Genomic DNA, 19615 nt, shown 5'->3' with positions numbered 1-19615 from the left:
AATAATTTGCCTGTCTGTCAGTTGTTAGGCCGATCCTGTTAGCCTATCTGACCGTTTCGAACGATCTCACGTGAGTTGAAAACCCGATGGCGGAAGCAGATCCGCAATTGCTAGAGAACAACGTCGTCGAAAGCGCCAAGCCGCCCCGGCGATGGGGCAAGCTTGCCCTGATGATTGCCTTTCCACTGGCTTTCCTGATCGGTGGCTTCATCTATTGGCAGGGCCTGCAGGGCAAGGTCACGACAGACAACGCCTATCTGAAGCAGGACATGGTCGGGGTCAGCGCCGAAATCGTCGGCAAGATCGTCGAAGTGGCGGTCAAGGAAGGGCAGGAAGTCAAGGCGGGCGATCTGCTGTTCCGCATCGATCCGGAGCCCTATCGCCTGCAGATGGCCGAAGCGGAAGCCTCGATCGCGACGGCCCAGGCCAACGTGACGGCGCTCTCCAATGCCAGTGAGTTCTCCGGCGCCGACATTGCCGCCGCGCGAGAGAATATCGCGTTTGCCCAGGCCACGCTCAATCGCCAGGAAGCCCTGTGGCAACGCGGCTTCACCACCAAGGCCGATTACGAGGCGGCGCAACACGCCGTCGCCCAGGCTCGTGAGCAACTGCGGCTGGCCGAAGCTAACCAGCGCGAAGCTCGGGCCAAGCTGGCTCAAGGTGCGGCGGTTCCGGGGCAGAACCCACAAATTGCCGCGGCCGAGGCCCGGCGGGCCGAGTCAGAGCTCGCCTTGCGCCGGACCGAAATCCGCGCGCCGATTGCCGGCCGTGTCGCCCAGGCCGACCGGCTGCAGATCGGCCAGCAGGCGGTAACCAGCCTGCCGATGCTCACGATCGTTGCCGACACCAGCTCCTACGTAGAGGCGAACTTCAAGGAGACCGACCTCGACCAGATGCAGGTCGGTCAGGCCGCCGATGTCCGTTTCGATGCTTATCCCGATCTCGTCCTGCGCGGCCACGTCGCCTCGATCGGCGCGGGCACGGGTTCGGAGTTCTCGGTCCTTCCGGCGCAGAACGCCACCGGCAACTGGGTCAAGGTGACGCAACGTGTCCCGGTGCGAATCAGGCTCGATGAGAAGAGTGCCCGCCCCCTGATTGCCGGTCTCTCAGCCGAAGTGACGGTCCACACCGGCCGTAATCCCTGACGATGGCCACCAAGGCCGCTCGCGCCCCTTCCGCTGGCCCAAGCGCCGCCTCCGGCCAGATAGAGGACGTCGCGCACCTACCGGTCGAGAACCAGTTCCTGCTGGTCATCGGCATCATGACGGCCTCGCTCATCCAGGTGCTCGACACGACGATCGCCAACGTCGCGATCCCGCACATGCAATCCTCGCTCGGCGCGACGCCGGACACGGTCAGCTGGGTGCTGACGAGCTATATCATCGCCTCGGCCGTCGCCATGCCGATTACAGGCTGGCTGGCGGATCGCATTGGCTCGCGCCGGCTATTCATCTGGTCGGTCGCGGGCTTCGTGGTCGCCTCGATGCTGTGCGGCATGGCCCAGAATCTCGAGGAAATGGTCATCTTCCGCGCGCTGCAAGGCGTCGCGGGTGCCTTTATCGCGCCGCTCAGCCAGAGCTCGCTGCTCGACACGACCAAGCCCAGCCGTCAGTCGCAGATCATCGCCCTGTGGGGCATGGGGGTCATGATCGGCCCGATCCTCGGCCCGGTCCTTGGCGGATGGATCACGGAAAACTGGAGTTGGCGCTGGGTCTTCTACGTCAACGTGCCGGTTGGCGCGCTGTGCCTCGTGATCCTCCTCGCACAATTGCCCTCGCGCGAGGTGATTAAGCGGCGCTTCGACTTGTTCGGCTTTGCGATGATCGCGTTGACCTTGAGCTCGCTCCAGCTCCTGCTCGACCGCGGAGCCCAGCTCGACTGGTTCTCCTCGCTCGAAAGCTGGCTCTACCTGTTCCTGATCCTGTCCTGCACATGGATCGCGGTGATCCACTTCGCCACGGCCGAGCAACCGTTGTTCGACCGCCAGCTGTTTGCGAACGTCAACTTCGTCGTCGCCCTGATCTTCATGGTGGTCATCGGCGCAGTCATGTTCGCCACGATGGCGCTGATTCCGCCCATGTTGCAGGGCCTGTTCGGCTATGACGTGGTAGATACAGGCATGGTGCTGATGCCCCGTGGCGTTGGCGTGCTGATCTCGATGCAGCTGTCCGGCCTGCTCATGCGCAAGGGCGTCGACGCGCGCTGGATGGTCTCGATCGGCTTTCTGATCGGCGCTTGGTCGCTTTACCAAATGGCCGGTTGGTCGCTTGGGGTCGACCGCTATCATATCGTCCTCTCGGGCCTGATCCAGGGCCTTGGCATCGGTCTGGTGTTCATTCCTTTGCAGGCCACCGCTTTCGCCACGCTGTCGCCCCGCCTGCGCACCGACGGATCGAGCCTGCTCAACCTGACCCGTTCGGTCGGTTCCTCGATCGGCATTTCGGTCATGATCACCCTGTTGACGCGCAACACGCAGACCAGCCACAGCGATCTGGCAGCGCACGTCACCCCTGCGGTTACCGGAATGGTCGACCTCACGTCGCTGGAGCGCTTCAATCAGTATGGCGAGGCGGCGCTCGGCATCCTAGATGCCGAAGTCACCCGCCAGGCGGCCATGATTGCCTATGTCGACGACTATTGGCTGATGATGTGGCTGAGCCTCGCCTCGGTGCCTCTTGTGCTGCTGATGCGGCGCAGCACTGGTCCCGCCGCGCCGCCCGAGCCACCGTCACATTGAGGACCAACCGGTCTAGGCGATCTTCCAGTACGCGCGCACGATCCAGCTAATCATGTAGACTAGGTAGACGGTAGCAAACGCCAGATGAAAGCGTCGGTTCGCGGTGACCATGGCCGCGACGCACATGACGATCATCACGCCTACCTGGACTTTGTATTCCAGCCCCAGCGCCTCGAGATACCGTCCGCCCTTTACCAGCGTATCGATGAAATCGGCCACCAACGTGACGGCGAAGAGACCGAAGAACCATCGCCTTCGGGAGATGAAGTAGTCCTCGAAGCCGGAGTACTCCTTCATGTCCTCGGGGAAGAGCACGCAGGCGAGCAGGAAGTACAGGAACGCGTACATCAGCACGAAGGCGAACAGCGCGAAGTTCCACTCGAGCCGGATCAGGGCGAATTCCCACCACCAGAAATGCATGATGGTGACGATCAGGATCGCCACCCAGAGCAGGTGGGTTGGATAGACCTTCAGGCGGTCGGGATGTTCGATCAGTCGGGAAATGCCCGTGAGCAGGCGCGTCAGCCCTAGGCCCAGGACCAGGCTGATCAGAACGCGGATATGAAGATAGAATTCCGTATGAACTTCACCGGGCATCGCGCAATCCCCTGGTTCTCGGGAATAGTGCGGCAATCGGGTGGCGGCGGTCAATGGACCTCACTGCCGGGCACCAGTCGATCCAGGTCAGGCCTCGGCGACGCAGAGGCTCCATCGCCAGACCGTTCCCGCATCGGGATCATGAGCTTCGCCGTCACGGACGAAACCGTTCTTTTCGAGCACCCGAGTTGAGGCGTTGGGTTCGGACAGGGTGTGGGCGATGATCCTGGCAACACCCCCCCGCCGCGCCGTGGCGACCAGGAAACCGGTCAGAGCCGTGGCATGGCCCCGCCCCTGATGGTCGGTGAACGTGAGGTAGCCTATTTCGACGGTGCCATCTTCGGTTGGCGGCCCGGTGAACCCGCCCATGGTCACCGGGATCCCGTCGAGCCAACCGATCCAGCTGCACCAGGGCGGCAGCTGTTCCTTGGCGGCCTCTTTGGCGAGTTCCTTGGCGAAGTCTCCGGTCTGCTCCGGGTCGAACAGGACCGGATCCGGTTCGAGCGGAGCAAAACGGAGACCAGCGGCCAAGGTCAGCCCTTCTTCAGGTGACGCCGGCCGAGCAGCTCGGCGATCTGCACGGCGTTGAGCGCAGCGCCCTTGCGAAGGTTGTCGGAGACGCACCAGATCGTCAGGCCGTTCTCGACCGTCGGATCCTCGCGCACGCGGCTGACGTAAGTCGCGCCGTCGCCCGCGCATTCGATCGGGGTGACGTATCCGCCGTCCTCACGCTTGTCGACGAGCATGACGCCCGGCGCCTCGCGCAGGATGTCCATCGCCTGTTCGGCCGAAATCTCGTTCTCGAACTCGATGTTGATCGCTTCCGAATGGCCGACGAACACCGGCACCCGCACGCAAGTGGCGTTCACCTTGATCTTGGGATCGAGGATCTTCTTGGTCTCGACCACCATCTTCCACTCTTCCTTGGTGGAACCATCGTCGAGGAACACGTCGATGTGCGGGATCACGTTGAAGGCGATCTGTTTGGTGAACTTGTTCACGGACACCTGGTCACCGACGAAGATCGCGCGGCTCTGCTCGAACAGCTCGTCCATGCCTGCCTTACCGGCGCCGGATACCGACTGGTAGGTGCTGACGACCACGCGCTTGATCGTCGCCGCGTCGTGCAGCGGCTTCAAGGCCACGACCATCTGTGCGGTCGAGCAGTTGGGGTTCGCGATGATGTTGCGCTTCTTGTACTCGTCGATCGCGTCAGGGTTCACCTCGGGCACGATCAGCGGAATGTCGGGGTCCATGCGGTAGAGCGAGGAGTTGTCGATCACGACGCAGCCCGCGGCTGCCGCCTTGGGAGCATATTCCTTGGCCGGACCCGAGCCCGCCGCGAACAGGGCGATGTCCCAGCCGGCCCAGTCGAAATGCTCGATGTTCTGGCACTTCACCATCTTGCCGGTGTCGCCGATCTCGACTTCGAGACCCTGCGAACGCGAACTGGCGACCGCCGCCACCTCGTCCATCGGAAACTCACGTTCGGCGAGGATCGCGAGCATCTCGCGCCCGACATTCCCCGTCGCACCAACTACCGCTACCCGATAACCCATCTGACTCACCCTCGATAAAATCGCTCAAGAAAAAGGCGCCCTGGCTGTTGAGCCAGGGCGCCTTCGTGAAACTTGTTTGTTTCGGCGGTAGGGCCTCAGCCCTCCTGGCTCACGGTCTGCTTGCGCTCCGCAATACGAGCCCGTTTGCCGGTCCGGCCGCGCAGGTAGTACAGCTTCGCACGACGCACGACACCGCGACGCACCACTTCGATGCTGTCGATGTTCGGCGAGTACAGCGGGAAGACGCGTTCTACGCCCTCGCCGAAGCTCATCTTGCGGACGGTGAAATTGCTGTTGATGCCGCGGTTCGAACGGGCGATGCACACGCCTTCGTAGTTTTGAACGCGGGTACGCTCGCCTTCAACGACGCGCACGCCAACGCGCAGCGTATCGCCCGGGCGGAATTCGGGGATGGTCTTCCCCTCGGTGAGTGCTCCGATGGCCTCGGCCTCGAGCTCTTGAATCAGACCCATCTTGGGTTCCTCAATCATCGCGCCGCGCGCCAGAGGCAGATCGGTCCCGAGCACCACCGTGGCGCTCCCAAAGGTCCGGCCTGCGTGACCGTGTGTCAGATTCGCTCATGGCTTTACGCCATGCGGCGATCTTCGCATGATCCCCCGATCGCAGCACTTCAGGGATCGTGCGCCCTTCCCATTCGACAGGTCGGGTATACTGCGGATATTCGAGCAGTCCTTCTTCGAAGGATTCCTCGGCTCCGCTTGAAGGCGCGCCCATTACGCCGGGAAGCAGGCGAATGCAAGCGTCGAGAATGGCCAAAGCGGCGGGCTCTCCGCCTGACAGGACGATGTCGGCAAGACTGACCTCCTCGACATCCCGGCCCTTGAAAATCCGCTCGTCGAAACCTTCGAACCGGCCACACAGGATCGTCGCTCCCGGCCCCGCTGCCAGTTCGCGGATCCTCTCCTGAGTGATCGGCTTACCGCGGGGGGTCATGGCCAGAACGGGGCACCGCGGTTGAAGCAATCGCCCATGATCGATGGCGGCTGCCAGTACGTCCGCCTTGAGCACCATCCCCGCCCCACCTCCGGCGGGCGTATCGTCCACCGTGCGGTGCTTGTCGGCGGCGAAGTCGCGGATCTGCACCGTCTCCAGAGACCAAGCTCCTTCCGAGAGCGCGCGGCCCGCCAGGGATACGCCCAGCGGCCCGGGAAACATCTCCGGGTAGAGCGTCAGGATCGTCGCAGCGAAGGTCATTAAAGCGGTTTCCAAATTTCCGGCAGTGTGCCGCGGTCGGCCGCGAGTTCCTCTTGGAGCCACTCGCGAAACCGCTCGATCTTGCGCACTCCCACGCGGTTGGCGGGGTGTACCAGCCAGTGTGAAGAGCCGGACAGGTAAATAATGTCGAAGGGCTGCACCAGCCGCCCGCTGTCGAGATCGGCCTTCCAGAACATCGGCGTCATCATCGAGATGCCCGAACCGCCGAGCATGGCGGTGGCTTCCTGAAGCTGACTGTCGAGCACGATGCCTTGCTTGGGTTCTGGCGCCCCGATGCCGGCTTTGGCGAACCATCCCGCCCAAAGCGAATCATTGGGAGCGAAGCGCTCCACATGAAGCAGGTCTTCCGGCTTGGTGATGTTGTTTTCCCGGAGGAAAGCCGGCGTGCAGATCGGCGTGAAATGCATGCGTACCAGGAAATCGCTGCGCAAACCTTCCCACGGGCCGCGCCCACCCCGAATGGCCGCATCGACCCCGCCTCGGGCCAGATCGACGACCTCATTCGACAGCGAGATGCGCACCGCCAGGTCAGGGTAGCGTACCTGGAACCGTCCGATCCGCGAGCTGAGCCAGGTCCCGCCGAACGACACGGCCGTATTGATTTCAAGGACGTCCTCGTCCTCCGCTCGCATGGCGGCGAAGGCATCGATCATGTTGGCAAAACTGGACGAAACGGCCGGCAAGAGCCGCTTCCCAGTATCCGTCAGCCTCACCCTACCCTTTTCGCGCACGAAGAGCTGCCGCCCGATCCAGTCTTCGAGGTGCCGGATCTGATAGCTGATCGCGGCCTGCGTCATGCCCAGCTCCTCCCCGGCGCGAGAGAAGTTCTCGTGCCGACCCGCCGCCTCGAAAGCGCGGATGGCCGGCAGGGAGGGAAGCCTGTCCATGCCCACGTCTATAAGCCACGCTTATGGCTCTGCCCAACCCTTTTGTTAGAATTGGCGGCTCCAAGGGTGCATCTAACCGAGCAGTCGAAGGGGAAACGAAATGCAAGACGAAGTTTACATGCGCCAGTGGAACGACCACCACACGGCCCTATCGCAAGGTGTCGACCGATTGATCGCCCGCATCCGCGAGCGCTTTGGCCGGCGCCCGACCACAATAGACACCGCTTATGCAAAACGCGCCCGCCTGCGGCCGGACCATCAGGCCTCCCCGGCAACGCACGCTCTGCTGAGCGGATTGGCGGCCGCGGTCATCACGGCGGTGATCTTCACCGGCGGCGTGGCGACTGTGATCGCACCTCAACCGGTCTTCGCAGGTCCGGTTTATACCGAAGTGTCCGCTCCCGAACTCGCATGAGCGGAACCATTCGCTGCCCGCCCGGGTTGCAGCGCCGATGGAAGATTGCATCATCGTCGGCGCTGGCCCGGCCGGTCTCACAGCAGCGATTTATCTCGCGCGGTTTCATCTCTCGATCCGGCTGTTCGATTGCGGCTCGAGCCGGGCGGCGCTGATCCCCTGCACGCACAATCACGCCGGGTTTCCCGAGGGCATCTCGGGCCTGGAACTACTTCGGCGCATGGCGGAGCAGGCGGAACTGTATGGCGCCGAACGTGAGTTAGCCCGCGTGACCAGGATTTCGCCGGAAGACCAAGGCTTCACCGTGAGCGTCGAGGGACGAGACTTCCCCGCGCGAACTGTCCTCGTCGCGACGGGAGTGGTCAACAATCGCCCCTCGGGAATGGAGGAGGTGCTTCACGCCCAGGCTCTTGCCAACGGACTGCTGCGCTACTGCCCGATCTGCGATGGTTACGAGGTCACCGACAAACGCGTGGCTGTCATCGGTACCGGAAGCCATGGCACGGCCGAAGCGCTGTTCCTGCGCGGCTATACGCGGGACGTGACGCTGGTTTCGCCTGAGGCGGAGCACGATCTGGACCCCGAATGTGCCGCTCAACTCGATCAGGCCGGCGTCACCCGATTGAAGGGTCCTTGCGGCGACTACGCGATCGAGGGCGACCTGCTGGCGTTCGACACCGCCCACGGGCGAATGCGGTTCGATAGCGTCTACCCCGCACTGGGCTCAAGGGTCCGGTCGGACCTTGCTGCCCAGGCCGGGGCGCAGGTCAGCAAGGAAGGCTGCCTGGTGGTCGATGCGCATCAGCGCACAAACGTTCCGGGGCTGTTCGCGGCGGGAGATGTGGTCAAAGGCCTCGACCAGATAAGCCACGCCATGGGCGAAGGCGGCGTCGCGGCGACGGCGATCAGGAACTACCTGGGCGAACTGAAACCGCTCAGGCGTTAGCCCTCTGCGAAGGCCGCCGATACGACAAGTCGCTCGTCATTCCACTCCGGCACCGCCTCAGTGTGCATCGGCACCATGAAGCGCTTGCCATCGGGGCGTTCGATCTCGAGCACATCGCTCGCGCCATAGTTCTCGACCGCGATCACCGAACCTAGTGGCTCGCCGGTTTCGGTCACGGCCGCAAGGCCGAGCAGATCGGCGTGATAATATTCGCCCTCACCCAATGCCGGGAGCGCCGAACGCGGAACGGCCAGCGCCGTGCCGCGCAGTTTTTCAGCGGCTGTGCGATCGGGCACTTCGGCAAAGCGAGCAATGGCGCCGCCCTTGCCGTCGTCGCGCAACTTCTTGAGCGTCAGCGCGCCATCATTGAATTGGCGATGGGTGGAGAGTGCCTCCAGCCCTTCGCCAAACAATTTGAGGCGGACTTCGCCCGTCACGCCGTGCGCACCGGTGATGGCGGCGAGCGTGACGGGTTTGTCTTCGGCCAAGGATCAGCCCTCGGCCTTTTCCTCGCCGGCTTCTTCAGCAGCCGGAGCTTCTTCCGCAGTCGCTTCTTCAGCGGCCGGAGCTTCCTCGGCAGCGGCTTCTTCGGCCGGAGCTTCTGCGACCACTTCCTCAGCCGGGGCTTCAGCAGCCACTTCCTCGGTCACTTCCTCAGCGGCCGGAGCCTTGGCTTCTTCCTCGGCGGCCTTGGCGGCTTCCTCGGCGGCAGCAGCCTTGGCAGCGCGCTCTTCAACGCGTTCCTTGGCCTTTTCGCCCGGCTCGGCCTTCTTCGGGTTGTTGCGAGCGGCACGCTCCTTGATGCCGGCGGCATCGAGGAAACGGGCAACGCGGTCGGTCGCCTGGGCGCCGACGCCGAGCCAGTAGCGGGCGCGGTCTTCATTCAGGTTGACGCGGTTGGCGTCGTCCTTGGCGAGCAGCGGGTTGTAGGTGCCGATCTGCTCCAGGTACTTGCCGTCACGCGGGCTGCGCGTGTCGGCGACGACGATACGATAGTACGGGCGACGCTTGTTACCGCCGCGCGAGAGCCTGAGTGCAATTGCCATGGGTACTTACCTTTCCGATTCAAACTATTGAATTTCAATTCTTCTTGAGCAGGTCCTGCAGATTGGAGGGCAGTTGCCCCGCCCCTCCGCCAAGGCCGGGAAGCCCGCCGCCGGGGCCGCCCAGAGCAGCCGCTCCGGCACCGCCGGGACCACCCATCCCGCCGCCGCCACCGAACAGAGCGCCGAGGCCCTTGAGCCCGCCCATCTTCTTGATCTGCTTCATCGCGCGGCCCATTTCCTGGTGCATCTTGAGCAGCTTGTTCACGTCCTGAACTTCCATCCCCGCGCCGGCCGCGACGCGCTTCTTGCGCTTGGCATTCATGAGTTCGGGCCGCTGGCGCTCCTTGGGCGTCATGGAGCCGATGATCGCGTCCATGTGGATCAGCACCTTGTCGTCCATGCCGCTGGCAGCCATCGCCTGCTTGGCCTTCTTCATGCCCGGCATCATGCCCGCGAGCATGCCGAGACCGCCCATCTGCTGCATCTGCCGCAGCTGGGTCCGCAGGTCGTTCATGTCGAACTGGCCCTTGAGCATCCGCTCGGCGAGCTTGTCGGCATCTTCCTTCTCGATGACCTGAGCGGCCTTCTCGACGATCGAGACGATGTCGCCCATGCCGAGAATGCGCCCGGCCACACGGCCCGGGTGGAACGGTTCGATCGCGTCGAGCTTCTCGCCCGTACCGGCGAACTTGATCGGCTTGCCCGTGACCGCGCGCATCGACAGCGCCGCGCCGCCGCGGGCATCGCCGTCCATGCGGGTGAGAATCACGCCGGTCAGCGGCACTTCGTCGGAGAAGCTCTGGGCCACATTGACCGCGTCCTGGCCGGTCAGCGAATCGACCACGAGGAGAACTTCGGTCGGCGTCGCGACGGCGGCGACGGCCTTCATCTCCGCCATCAGCGCTTCGTCGACGTGGAGTCGGCCGGCAGTATCGAGCAGCAACACGTCGATCGCCTGCAGCTTCGCCGATTCGAGCGCGCGGCGAGCGATGTCGACCGGCTGCTGGCCGGAGATGATCGGCAGCGTCAGCACATCGACCTGGTCGCCGAGCACCTTGAGCTGCTCCTGCGCGGCCGGGCGGTTGACGTCGAGCGACGCCATCAGCGCCTTCTTGCCGTGCTTTTCCTTGAGCAGCTTGGCGAGCTTGGCCGTGGTGGTGGTCTTACCTGAGCCCTGAAGACCGACCATCATGATCACGACGGGCGGCTTGGCTTCGAGCGTGAGCGGCGATGATTCCTCGCCGCCCAGCATAGCGACCAGTTCGTCGTTGACGATCTTGACCACCTGCTGGCCCGGCGTAACCGAGCGCAGCACCTGATGGCCGATGGCCTTTTCCGTCACCGCATCGATGAACTTGCGCGCCACCGGCAGAGCGACATCGGCTTCGAGCAGCGCGATGCGGACCTCGCGCATCGCTTCACGGACATCGGCCTCGTTCAGCGCGCCGCGACCGCGCAGGCGATCGAAGACCCCGGTCAGGCGATCTGACAGTGTGTCGAACATGCCTCGCGTCACTCCAAACTGGCCCGAAAGCCAAAAACGCCGGCGGACGAAACCTCGTCAGCCAGCGTGCAGATCAGGTACTGGAACCATGCAACGGGCATGGCCTATTTCAATACTTTAGCGACGAATGGTGGAGCCTAGCGGGATCGAACCGCTGACCTCTACAATGCCATTGTAGCGCTCTCCCAGCTGAGCTAAGGCCCCGTGCCATTTCGTCTCGGCGCATCCTGGGTGGTGCGCCATCCCTTGCGGGAGGAGGGCCCTTTATGAGCGACTCCTCCGCTTCGCAAGCCCCAATTTATCAGTTTTCGTCGTCTTCGCCATCACCAGCGCCGGGAACGCCGAGATCGTCGTCTCCGCCAAGGTCGACATCGTTGTCCGGCGAATCCTCGCCTTCGTCGATATCTTCCAGATCGTCGTCAGCGAGATCGGCGTCGGCGTCCTCGACCTTCTCGACCTTCTGGACTTCCTCGAACGGAATCGGCTGCTTCGACTTGAGCACCGGCTCCGGATACCACTGGTTGCCGCATTCGATGCAGACGACCGGTTCGTCCTTCTGGAGATCGTAGAAGCGCTCACCGCACTTGGGGCAGCTACGCTTGGCGCCCCACTCTGGCTTGACCATGAATGTGTCCTTAGTCTGCCCGCTGCCGTAGCGGGCCTGAATTACTGTGACTTGATGGTAGCGGCCCCGAGCATAATCAAGAGGCTGAATCAAGAGTGCGGGCGCCTTGCCACAGCCCCCCAGCGCTGTCAAAAGCCCGCGCGTTCCAACTGCCCTTATCCGAGATAGCCTCTTGTCCGTCAGCCCTGACACTGCCCCCCGCCCTCGCCGCTTCGTTTCCGCGGGGCCTCTGACCGGCAGTATCCGCGTGCCCGGCGACAAGTCGATCAGCCACCGTTCGCTGATGTTCGGCGCGCTGGCTGTGGGCGAGACGCGAGTCACCGGCCTGCTCGAGGGCGAAGATGTCATGGCGACTGCCGCCGCCCTGCGGGCGATGGGCGCGACGATCGTGCGCGAGGGCGAAGGCACCTGGTCGATCCACGGCGTCGGAGTCGGCGGATTGCTGCAGCCGGAAAGCGCGCTCGACATGGGCAACTCCGGTACTTCGACGCGCCTGCTGATGGGCCTTGTCGCCAGTCATCCGATCGTCGCCACCTTCACGGGCGACGCGAGCTTGTCCAAGCGCCCGATGGGCCGCGTGATCGAGCCGCTCTCCCAGATGGGCGCGGACTTCACCGCCAGTCCCGGCGGCACTCTGCCGTTGATGGAGCGCGGACTGAGCCCGGCAGTGCCGATCAGCTACCGCCTCCCGGTCGCGAGCGCGCAGGTCAAGAGCGCGGTGCTGCTCGCCGCGCTCAACACGGCCGGGATCACCAGCGTGATCGAGCCGGTGCCCACGCGCGACCATACCGAGCGCATGCTCCAGGGCTTCGGCGCCGAGTTGTGGGTCGAGGAAGAGGGCGGCCACCGGGTGATTCGCTTGCGGGGCGAGGCCGAGTTGCGGCCGCAGACGATCGAGGTGCCGGGTGACCCGTCATCCGCCGCGTTCTTCGCGGTGGCGGCACTGGTCGTGCCGGGGAGCGACCTCGTGATCGAGAATGTCGGCCTCAACCCGACGCGTGCCGGCCTATTCGAAGTGCTGCGCCAGATGGGCGGCTCGATCGAGGAACTCGACCGGCGCCTCGTCGGGGGCGAGCCCGTCGCGGATCTGCGCGTGCGCCATTCGGTGCTCAACGGCATCGAAGTCGACCCGGCCCTGGCGCCTAGCATGATCGACGAATTTCCCGTCCTCTTCGTCGCCGCCTCGCTGGCGCAGGGGCGTACGGTGACCAGCGGGCTCGACGAACTGAGGGTCAAGGAAAGCGACCGCCTCGCCGTCATGGCCGAAGCTTTGCGCCTCGCCGGCGCGCGGATCGAGGAACGCGAGGATGGGCTCGTGATCGAGGGTACCGGCGGCGAACCGCTGTCCGGCGGCGGCCCGATCGCCACGCACCTCGACCACCGCATCGCGATGTCGATGGCGGTTGCCGGTCACGCCAGCCGCGATGGCGTCGAAGTCGACGATACCCGGCCGATCGCGACCAGCTTTCCGGTCTTCGAAGCCCTGCTCGACGGCGCGAGCGCGGCTTAACCCGGGCTCGACACCTTCATTAGCACGAGGCCCGACACGATTAGCGCGGCAGCGAATATTCGCATCGCGCTGACCGTTTCCCCGAGCACGACGATACCGACCACGAACGCGCCCACCGCGCCGATTCCGGTCCACACGGTATAGGCGGTCCCGAGCGGAAGCGACTTCATCGCCACCGCCAGCAAGCCGAAGCTGAGAAACATCGCGCCGAGCGTCACGGCAGACGGGCCAAGCTTCGAGAAGCCGTCCGACAGCTTCATGGAATAGGCCCACACGACTTCGAGAATACCGGCAACGAACAGAACGACCCACGCCACAGCAGCCTCCACTAAAGGGTTAGCTGCCGGGCCGTCCCGGTCTTGAACGTTCGCTTGGAACACGAAGGACGTGGCCTTCGCGGGGGCGAGATAGGGGCTTCGTTTGCGGTTCTCAAGCCCGGGTTTGCCGACTAGGGACTAACGCCGTGATCGACTCTTTCACCGCCGACGTCATCGGCCTAATCGGCAGCGCGCTGTTCATCGGCGCCTTTGCCTACGCCAACCTGACCAAGACGCTGAACAAGGCGGCGTTCAATCTGGCGAACCTGATCGGATCGATTCTGCTGCTCATATCGCTGTCGGTGAACTTCAACCTCGCCGCGTTCGTGCTAGAGACCGCGTGGGGGGCGATCGCAGCGGCGGGTCTGGTCATGGCGCTCCGCGCTCGCAAGTCCGCTTCCCCGTCTTCGACAAGCCCAACCCCCGCGCCCCGCGCCAGCGGGAGAGGAGACCAGTGATCATCGCCGTCGACGGCCCGACCGCATCGGGCAAGGGCACCATCGCCAAGGCCCTCGCCAAGCACTACCGCCTCCCTCACCTCGATACCGGCCTGCTCTATCGCGCGGTCGGACGACAGGTGTTTCTCGACGGCGGCGATCCGGACAACGCCGGCGATGCCCTGACCGCTTGCACCTTTCCGGACGGACTGCTGCTCGATCCCGAACTGCGCACCGAAGACACCGGCGGTCTCGCAAGCCGCGTCTCGGTCCATCGTTCGGTGCGCGAGGCGCTGTTCGAACGGCAGCGCAGCTTCGCACTGCAGCCGGGCGGCGCGGTGCTCGATGGGCGCGACGTAGGCACGGTCATCGCACCCGAAGCGCAGGTGAAGCTTTTCGTGGTCGCCAGTGTCGAAGCGCGGGCACTGCGCCGATGGAAGGAAATGCAGGAGCGCGGGAACGGCCGGACCCTGGCGGAGATCGAAAACGACCTGCGGCTCCGTGACGAGCGCGATCTCAACCGGGCCGAAGCCCCACTGCGCGCCGCGGACGATGCGGTCATGCTGGATACTTCGGAATTGAACCGCGACGAAGCGATAGCCGCGGCCATCGACCTGGTTGAGCGGAAATTGGCCCTTCAGCGCTGAGGCTCAGGCGGCAACGGGCTCCACAGCCGCGCCAGCCTCACCGGGTCCGATGCTGGCGTGGTAGACCGTCAGGTCGCCTACTCCCTTCAGCGTCATCGTCTCGGGCGTGCCGAAATCGTCGCGTGACCGGGCCCGCAGCCAGGTGCTTTCCGAAATCGCGATCCCGTTGAAAGGCGCAGCCCCTTGCAGCCGCGCGGCGATGTTCACGGTGTCCCCCCAATAGTCGTAAGCCATGCGCGTGGCGCCGATCACGCCGCCGACGACCGGTCCGCTATGGATACCCACCCGCAAGCCTACGGTATCGACCCCGGCCACCTGGCGTAGTTCCTCGACGCAGCCGATCACGGCGCGGGCGAAGGCGATCGCCGAATCCGCGCTGTTCGCGCACTCGATGTTGCCGCCGGCGATGGCCAGGTAGGAATCGCCCACGGTCTTGACCTTCTCGATGTGGTGAACGGCGGCCAAGTTATCCGCCTGGTTGAAGAAGCTGTTGAGCAGCTCGACCAGGTGGCCTGGCGAAATGCGCCGCGCCAACATCGAGAAGCCGACCATGTCGATGAAGATCACGCTAGCGTCGGAATAGGAGTCAGCCACCACTCGCCCGTCACGGATGCGCTGCACGGCTGCCGGGGGCAACATGTTGTGCACCAGCTCCTCGTTCTTGCGCCGCTCGGTGTCGAGACCGTCAGCGAGGATGAAGGCGGAGCGGCTCGTGCGTCCGACGGCGAGGCAGATTGCGAACATCACCGCAGAACCGCCGAAATAGCTGAGCGCGGCCAGGGCGAAGGCGGGTTGGTTTAGATCGTTGAACGCGGAGCCAAGCCAACCCAGGGTGTCGGCCGCCAGCCAGAGCACGAACAACCGCGGCCGACCCGCCAGCGTGACCGCCGCGAAGGCCGCGAGCACCAGACGGTTGATGACCGCCACGACATGCAGCCCGGCGTCCGCGACAGCGAGGTATTCGAACAGCACGAAGTTGGCCCGGCTCACCAGCAGCGAAAGCAGGAGCAACGCGATGAAATCGATGATCGGGTGTCGGACGTAGGCGTCCCAGAAGGTGACGCAAATATAACCCCCGGCCACCGCCAAGCTCGCGCCGAGATAGATCGCCAGCTGTGCGTTTTGCGCCTGCGATACGAGATTGGGATTGGCGATGAGATAGGCGAGCGCCAAGACCATGAAGATGACGCAGTAGAGCCGCACGAACGGCATCCTGAGCGCCCGCGCCGTGGCGCTGTAGCGTTCTTCGGTCTCATTGTCGGCGAACCGGCTGAATACGCCTGGCTGCTGCACACCCCACCCCATCCTGGAAACCCAGGCCCGCATCCTGTCTACCCTCGTGAAAACCCCTGTGTCGAGGCCCTGCACTCGCTTACTCACGGGTACAAGCAGTATCGGAGCGAGGCATCCGTCCCGGCAGGCGCGGAATGTGGGGATTGCCGGGACGGATGGGGAATCAGGCCAGGCGCCCGTTCATTTCGATCGCCCGGTTGATGTTGTAGAAGTTGGGCGAGGTGGCCATCACCGCTTGGTGAATCTCCTCGTACTGCTCACGAGTGCCGTCGCCCTCGAGCGTGACTATGTAGTCGAGCTTGCGGTACCCGTTGGGCACGCTCGCATCGAGGCCGAGGAATCCTCGCAGGTCGAGCTCACCGGCCATCTCGATGCGGCAGGTCGTTAGCGTGATTCCGCGCACCGCGGCCTGGGCAACGTAGCCCACGGTCATGCAGGCGTTGATCGCGCTCATCAGCAGTTCCTGCGGATTGGGAGCGCTGTCGGTGCCGAGCAGTTCGTAGGGCTCGTCGGCGACGATCTTGTGACGCCGGGCGATGCGTTCGCCACCCATGGTGACGCTGTCTATCGTCGTCTCCGAGCGGGTTTGCCCGGTCCATTCGGTGCGGACGCGGAAGGCGACCACGCCATTGGCCGGATCCTGCTTGATCGCCTCGGCGGCTTCGGTGAGCGCGTCGAGATCGATGCCGTTGACGGCGTTCTTCTGGGCAACATCGAGCATTTCAAATCTCCTTTGTCGTGGGGGTCAGCAAAAGGCCGGCGCGACTTCGGCGATGCGGTCGCGCGCGGCGGGGGACATCGCGGCCAGCGTGGCCACGAACTTCGGGTGGGTCATGCCGGAACCGAGGTAGGTCCAGCGCAGCGCCTGGTGCTGTTGAGCGAGCAGTGCGGCGCGCTCGTCAGCGCCCAGCGTGCGGCCCACCGCCTTCTCGAAAGCGTCGAGATTGAGGCCGGCCTGCGTCTTCAGTCCGCCGTCGAGGAACATCCCGATCTCGAGATACTCGTCGAGAGCGCTCTGAATCGACGCCTCGTCGCGGTTCTCGGCCAGCGCCTCGACCATGAGCGTGTCGAGCTTTGCGTGGTGCGCCTCTTCCATCCAGTGGTGCTTGAGCAGGCTCTTGAACAGCGGATCGAGACCGCTGTCGTCACGGACGCTGTCGACGTAATGACGCTGCGTCATCCATTCGATCTGCAGGATGACCAGCGCCACCGCGAGCGGATCATGGCGCAGGACTTCGGCCCCGATTGCCTCGGGTGGTCCGATCACCGCGCACGCGCTGCCGAAATCGCGCACGAAGCAGGCGTGGAAGCGCTTGAACAAGTCGATGTGCTTGGCTTCCTCGCCCGCGAAGTTGAGCAGCGCTCGCACCCGGGCATCGTCGCCGTTCAGCTGCGGCCGGGCGTGGTCGAGGACGAACGGCAGGATGAACTCTTCGACCAGACCGAAAATCACGAGATATTCGTGGCCGCGGATCTGATTGAGGACGCGCCGCTCGGCTTCCGACAGTTCCTCAGGGACGTCGGTTCGGGCCAGATTTTCGGGCATGAAAGGACGCGAGAAATCGAGCGCCGCCCCTTCGGGCAGGATATCCTCGATTTGCCACGCCGCCCGCGCGGAGGCAGACAGTACGCTAGCGAAATTGAAGTCGTGATACATGTCGAATTCCTTGAAGGTACTGGTTGGGGCGGTACCTGGGCGGGAGTGTCAGGCCACTCCCCCGCCCTGCATCGCAAACATGAACAGCCCGAGGCCGAGCCAGAGCCCGCTGCAGGCGAACGCCGCGGCAAGACCGGCAAAAGCTGACTGGGGCCGCGAGGGGCTCGTCGTCTTCATCGTCTCTTCCTCAATTGCGCGTCGCGTCGTGCGGCGCTGGGTGCCCAATGGAGCCACAGCGTGAGAGAGAGCGTGGGAACGAGCGTGGAATTTGACGCTGCGTAGCGCAGCCCTTAGTTTCCACGGCGGGTCGCTTCTCCAAAGGAGGCGGGGCTGATCAATCTTTCGCTCATCGGCGAGATCGCCGTGCGCCGTGACGCGCAAGAGGTCGCCCTTCCGGCGTCGGCGAAAACGCGCGCGCTGCTCGCCTATCTGGCGGTGACCGGCAGGGAGCATCGCCGCGATGCGCTCTGTTCGCTATTCTGGAATGTGCCTGACGATCCCAAGGGGGCCTTGCGCTGGAGTCTCAGCAAATTGCGCCAGGCCGTGGATGAACCCGATGCGCCCCACCTTCTCGCCGACCGGGAAACCGTCCGACTTGAGATGACCGGATCGCACTGCGACTTCGCCCGTATCGAAGAAGCGGCGGCGAGCGACGACATCGGCACGCTCGAAACCGCCGCCCGAATTCGTGGCGAGTTCGCGCCGGGTCTCCACTTGCGAGGCTGCGAGGAATTCGAATCCTGGCTTCTGGCTACTCGAGAGGATGTGCGCCAGCGCCAGTTGCGTGTGTGGCGCAAGCTGATCGGCTTGTTGGCAGACGAGCCGGAGCGGGCGCTGCCTTTTGCCCGCAGTGTCGTCGAGGCGGACCCACTTGGCGAGGACGGGTGGGTTACACTGGTCGCGCTGCTCGCTGATGCCGGGCGAAGTGACGAGGCGGAGGCGCAGCGCGGCGTTGCGGTCCGCACGCTCGAGGCAGCCGGGATCGAGGCGGAGGCGGCACTCACCCGGCCGGTCAGATCGGCAGCCACGGCCGCCCCTCGTCCCGTCGCGCGTGAAAACGGCAAACCCGTCATCCGCCAACGCGTCGAGTTCTGTACGGCGCGCGACGGCACCGGCCTGGCCTATAGCTGCGTGGGCAATGGGCCGCCGCTGGTCAAGACCGCCAACTGGCTCAACCATCTCGAGTTCGAATGGGAGAGCCCGATCTGGAGCCACTGGATCGAAGCACTTTCGCGCGATCACAAGCTCGTTCGCTACGACGAGCGCGGCAACGGCCTGTCCGACTGGAAAGTGGCGGACCTGTCGTTCGAAGCCTTCGTACAGGATCTAGAGACAGTGGTCGACGCGGCCGGTGTCGAGCAGTTCGACCTCCTGGGCATCTCGCAAGGGTGCGCCGTCTCGATTGCCTACGCGGTGCGCCACCCGGAGCGGGTACGCTCGATGATCCTCTATGGGGGCTACTCGCAAGGCTGGAAGTCCCGCAACGATCCGGAAGAACTGGCCCGTCGCGAGGCGATGGTGACCTTGACCGGCGTCGGCTGGGGCCAGGGGAACCCGGCCTTTCGCCAGATGTTCACGACGCTCTACTTTCCCGAAGCGACCGACGAGCAGGCCCAGTGGTTCAACGAGCTGCAACGCATCTCCGCCTCGCCGGAGGGGGCCCAGCGGTTGCAGCGCGCGCTCGGGGTGATCGACGTCCGTCACCTGCTACGCAAGGTCAAGGTGCCGACCTTGATCCTGCATAGCCGCAACGACTCCGTGGTGCCCTTCGAGGCGGGCCGCATCCTCGCGCGCCACATCGAAGGCGCCCGCTTCGTGCCTCTCGACAGCCCTAACCACCTGGTCCTCGCGCAGGAACCTGCCTGGCCGGAGCTGATCGCCCATATCAGGGAATTCCTCGCCAACCCGCGCGACTAGGCGGACGTCGCCCAAGCCGAACCCAAGTTGACACTTTTCCAAGTCGACACTTTACCGTGTCACCCCGTCACCCCTACGTTCAGGCAAGCGACGCTTTTGCTTGCCATTTGCGCCTCTCTCGCCTATCCGCGCGCCCGTCCGACGGGGCTTTTTGTCCGGTCGCGGGTGCAGGGCCGCAATAGACGGCTCCTCAAGACAGGCGGATGAATCGGCGGCGGGCAAGCCTCGCCACTCTCCCGCTTTTCACTCGCGCACCGGCGGGAAATCCCGGTGGATGCCTGCGCC

23 protein-coding genes and 1 tRNA gene are annotated in these 19615 nt (G+C 64.4%); 8 read left to right on the top strand and 16 right to left on the bottom strand.

Translation table 11 applies throughout. The features are described from left to right. Nucleotides 1-86 precede the first annotated feature (86 nt). Both KK137_RS03970 and KK137_RS03965 read left to right on the top strand, forming a co-directional pair. The gene (locus KK137_RS03970) at nt 87-1145 is read left to right on the top strand and encodes an HlyD family secretion protein (RefSeq protein WP_214534730.1); all 1059 of its coding nucleotides are present in this window, start codon (nt 87-89) and stop codon (nt 1143-1145) included. Nucleotides 1146-1147: 2 nt separating this feature from the next. Then, nucleotides 1148-2737, top strand: a complete 1590-nt coding sequence (locus KK137_RS03965) for an MDR family MFS transporter (protein WP_214534729.1) — start codon at nt 1148-1150, stop codon at nt 2735-2737. Between the two features lie 12 nt (nt 2738-2749). Here KK137_RS03965 and KK137_RS03960 read toward each other — a convergent pair whose 3' ends face one another. From KK137_RS03960 to KK137_RS03935, 6 genes are all read right to left on the bottom strand, one after another. Next, nucleotides 2750-3334, bottom strand: coding sequence for a hypothetical protein (locus KK137_RS03960; protein ID WP_214534728.1), 585 nt, complete (start codon nt 3332-3334; stop codon nt 2750-2752). Nucleotides 3335-3421: 87 nt separating this feature from the next. Then, nucleotides 3422-3865, bottom strand: a complete 444-nt coding sequence (locus tag KK137_RS03955; protein WP_214534727.1) for a GNAT family N-acetyltransferase — start codon at nt 3863-3865, stop codon at nt 3422-3424. Between the two features lie 2 nt (nt 3866-3867). Continuing rightward, nucleotides 3868-4893 carry an aspartate-semialdehyde dehydrogenase gene (locus KK137_RS03950; protein WP_214534726.1) on the bottom strand — a complete coding sequence of 342 codons (1026 nt, stop codon included), beginning with the start codon at nt 4891-4893 and terminating at the stop codon, nt 3868-3870. A gap of 95 nt (nt 4894-4988) precedes the next feature. Continuing rightward, nucleotides 4989-5366, bottom strand: a complete 378-nt coding sequence (gene rplS / locus KK137_RS03945) for a 50S ribosomal protein L19 (RefSeq protein WP_214534725.1) — start codon at nt 5364-5366, stop codon at nt 4989-4991. 10 nt (nt 5367-5376) lie between these two features. Then, on the bottom strand, nt 5377-6108 hold the full coding sequence (gene trmD, locus KK137_RS03940; RefSeq protein ID WP_214534724.1) for a tRNA (guanosine(37)-N1)-methyltransferase TrmD: 732 nt from the start codon (nt 6106-6108) through the stop codon (nt 5377-5379). Next, complete coding sequence (locus tag KK137_RS03935) at nt 6108-7016, bottom strand: LysR substrate-binding domain-containing protein (protein WP_214534723.1); 909 nt, start codon at nt 7014-7016, stop codon at nt 6108-6110. Before KK137_RS03935 ends, trmD begins: the two co-directional genes overlap by 1 nt. Nucleotides 7017-7116: 100 nt before the next feature. On the opposite strand from KK137_RS03935, the gene KK137_RS03930 reads away from it, so the two are divergent. After that, nucleotides 7117-7431, top strand: a complete 315-nt coding sequence (locus tag KK137_RS03930) for a hypothetical protein (protein ID WP_214534722.1) — start codon at nt 7117-7119, stop codon at nt 7429-7431. A gap of 37 nt (nt 7432-7468) precedes the next feature. After that, the gene (locus tag KK137_RS03925; RefSeq protein ID WP_214534721.1) at nt 7469-8377 is read left to right on the top strand and encodes an NAD(P)/FAD-dependent oxidoreductase; all 909 of its coding nucleotides are present in this window, start codon (nt 7469-7471) and stop codon (nt 8375-8377) included. Here the strand turns inward: KK137_RS03925 and rimM are convergent. The 5 genes from rimM to KK137_RS03900 form a co-directional block, all read right to left on the bottom strand. Next, nucleotides 8374-8865 carry a ribosome maturation factor RimM gene (gene rimM / locus KK137_RS03920; RefSeq protein WP_214534720.1) on the bottom strand — a complete coding sequence of 164 codons (492 nt, stop codon included), beginning with the start codon at nt 8863-8865 and terminating at the stop codon, nt 8374-8376. The two genes, KK137_RS03925 and rimM, sit on opposite strands and share 4 nt — an antisense overlap. A 3-nt stretch (nt 8866-8868) precedes the next feature. Beyond that, nucleotides 8869-9423 (bottom strand): 30S ribosomal protein S16, encoded by a 555-nt coding sequence (rpsP, locus tag KK137_RS03915; protein ID WP_214534719.1) that lies wholly within the window; start codon nt 9421-9423, stop codon nt 8869-8871. Nucleotides 9424-9457: 34 nt separating this feature from the next. Beyond that, nucleotides 9458-10927, bottom strand: coding sequence for a signal recognition particle protein (ffh, locus tag KK137_RS03910; RefSeq protein ID WP_214534718.1), 1470 nt, complete (start codon nt 10925-10927; stop codon nt 9458-9460). A gap of 128 nt (nt 10928-11055) precedes the next feature. Next, a tRNA-Ala gene (locus KK137_RS03905) sits at nt 11056-11131 on the bottom strand. Nucleotides 11132-11228: 97 nt separating this feature from the next. Further along, entirely contained in the window at nt 11229-11552 is a 324-nt protein-coding gene (locus KK137_RS03900) for a TIGR02300 family protein (RefSeq protein WP_214534717.1), read from the bottom strand. 172 nt (nt 11553-11724) lie between these two features. On the opposite strand from KK137_RS03900, the gene aroA reads away from it, so the two are divergent. After that, nucleotides 11725-13062 carry a 3-phosphoshikimate 1-carboxyvinyltransferase gene (gene aroA / locus KK137_RS03895; RefSeq protein WP_214534716.1) on the top strand — a complete coding sequence of 446 codons (1338 nt, stop codon included), beginning with the start codon at nt 11725-11727 and terminating at the stop codon, nt 13060-13062. Here the strand turns inward: aroA and KK137_RS03890 are convergent. After that, complete coding sequence (locus KK137_RS03890; protein WP_214534715.1) at nt 13059-13379, bottom strand: DMT family transporter; 321 nt, start codon at nt 13377-13379, stop codon at nt 13059-13061. The two genes, aroA and KK137_RS03890, sit on opposite strands and share 4 nt — an antisense overlap. 146 nt (nt 13380-13525) lie before the next feature. Here KK137_RS03890 and KK137_RS03885 point away from each other — a divergent pair, with 146 nt between their 5' ends. Beyond that, entirely contained in the window at nt 13526-13837 is a 312-nt protein-coding gene (locus KK137_RS03885) for a CBU_0592 family membrane protein (protein WP_338027967.1), read from the top strand. Further along, nucleotides 13834-14463: a (d)CMP kinase gene (cmk, locus tag KK137_RS03880; protein ID WP_214534714.1), complete on the top strand. Its 630-nt coding sequence runs from the start codon at nt 13834-13836 to the stop codon at nt 14461-14463. Before KK137_RS03885 ends, cmk begins: the two co-directional genes overlap by 4 nt. Before the next feature lie 3 nt (nt 14464-14466). On the opposite strand, the gene KK137_RS03875 is transcribed toward cmk, so the two are convergent. From KK137_RS03875 to KK137_RS16730, 4 genes are all read right to left on the bottom strand, one after another. Continuing rightward, nucleotides 14467-15789: an adenylate/guanylate cyclase domain-containing protein gene (locus KK137_RS03875; RefSeq protein ID WP_214534713.1), complete on the bottom strand. Its 1323-nt coding sequence runs from the start codon at nt 15787-15789 to the stop codon at nt 14467-14469. Nucleotides 15790-15919: 130 nt separating this feature from the next. Beyond that, a complete protein-coding gene (locus KK137_RS03870; RefSeq protein ID WP_214534712.1) occupies nt 15920-16477 on the bottom strand; it encodes an OsmC family protein in 558 nt (185 codons plus the stop codon). Between the two features lie 24 nt (nt 16478-16501). Then, on the bottom strand, nt 16502-17413 hold the full coding sequence (locus tag KK137_RS03865) for a diiron oxygenase (protein WP_214534711.1): 912 nt from the start codon (nt 17411-17413) through the stop codon (nt 16502-16504). A 48-nt stretch (nt 17414-17461) separates the two neighbouring features. Beyond that, nucleotides 17462-17590 (bottom strand): hypothetical protein, encoded by a 129-nt coding sequence (locus KK137_RS16730; RefSeq protein ID WP_275950675.1) that lies wholly within the window; start codon nt 17588-17590, stop codon nt 17462-17464. A gap of 186 nt (nt 17591-17776) precedes the next feature. Between KK137_RS16730 and KK137_RS03860 the strand changes: the two genes are divergently transcribed. Further along, nucleotides 17777-19330: a bifunctional AfsR/SARP family transcriptional regulator/alpha/beta hydrolase gene (locus KK137_RS03860; RefSeq protein ID WP_214534710.1), complete on the top strand. Its 1554-nt coding sequence runs from the start codon at nt 17777-17779 to the stop codon at nt 19328-19330. Nucleotides 19331-19615: the final 285 nt, after the last annotated feature.

It is taken from the genome of Croceibacterium selenioxidans, from assembly GCF_018599195.1.
GTDB classification, from domain to species: domain Bacteria; phylum Pseudomonadota; class Alphaproteobacteria; order Sphingomonadales; family Sphingomonadaceae; genus Croceibacterium_A; species Croceibacterium_A selenioxidans.
Note: the sequence above shows the minus strand (reverse complement) of the source record. Positions and strands in the feature narration are given on the sequence as shown.

Coding starts and splice junctions, on each gene's coding strand:
- KK137_RS03900 (WP_214534717.1), bottom strand. CDS start 11,552: ATGGTCAAGCCAGAGTGGGGCGCCAAGCGTAGCTGCCCCAAGTGCGGT.
- KK137_RS03865 (WP_214534711.1), bottom strand. CDS start 17,413: ATGTATCACGACTTCAATTTCGCTAGCGTACTGTCTGCCTCCGCGCGG.
- KK137_RS03950 (WP_214534726.1), bottom strand. CDS start 4,893: ATGGGTTATCGGGTAGCGGTAGTTGGTGCGACGGGGAATGTCGGGCGC.
- rplS (WP_214534725.1), bottom strand. CDS start 5,366: ATGGGTCTGATTCAAGAGCTCGAGGCCGAGGCCATCGGAGCACTCACC.
- KK137_RS03875 (WP_214534713.1), bottom strand. CDS start 15,789: ATGCGGGCCTGGGTTTCCAGGATGGGGTGGGGTGTGCAGCAGCCAGGC.
- KK137_RS03870 (WP_214534712.1), bottom strand. CDS start 16,477: ATGCTCGATGTTGCCCAGAAGAACGCCGTCAACGGCATCGATCTCGAC.
- ffh (WP_214534718.1), bottom strand. CDS start 10,927: ATGTTCGACACACTGTCAGATCGCCTGACCGGGGTCTTCGATCGCCTG.
- KK137_RS03935 (WP_214534723.1), bottom strand. CDS start 7,016: ATGGACAGGCTTCCCTCCCTGCCGGCCATCCGCGCTTTCGAGGCGGCG.
- KK137_RS03930 (WP_214534722.1), top strand. CDS start 7,117: ATGCAAGACGAAGTTTACATGCGCCAGTGGAACGACCACCACACGGCC.
- KK137_RS03965 (WP_214534729.1), top strand. CDS start 1,148: ATGGCCACCAAGGCCGCTCGCGCCCCTTCCGCTGGCCCAAGCGCCGCC.
- trmD (WP_214534724.1), bottom strand. CDS start 6,108: ATGACCTTCGCTGCGACGATCCTGACGCTCTACCCGGAGATGTTTCCC.
- rpsP (WP_214534719.1), bottom strand. CDS start 9,423: ATGGCAATTGCACTCAGGCTCTCGCGCGGCGGTAACAAGCGTCGCCCG.
- KK137_RS03970 (WP_214534730.1), top strand. CDS start 87: ATGGCGGAAGCAGATCCGCAATTGCTAGAGAACAACGTCGTCGAAAGC.
- KK137_RS03960 (WP_214534728.1), bottom strand. CDS start 3,334: ATGCCCGGTGAAGTTCATACGGAATTCTATCTTCATATCCGCGTTCTG.
- KK137_RS03925 (WP_214534721.1), top strand. CDS start 7,469: ATGGAAGATTGCATCATCGTCGGCGCTGGCCCGGCCGGTCTCACAGCA.
- KK137_RS16730 (WP_275950675.1), bottom strand. CDS start 17,590: ATGAAGACGACGAGCCCCTCGCGGCCCCAGTCAGCTTTTGCCGGTCTT.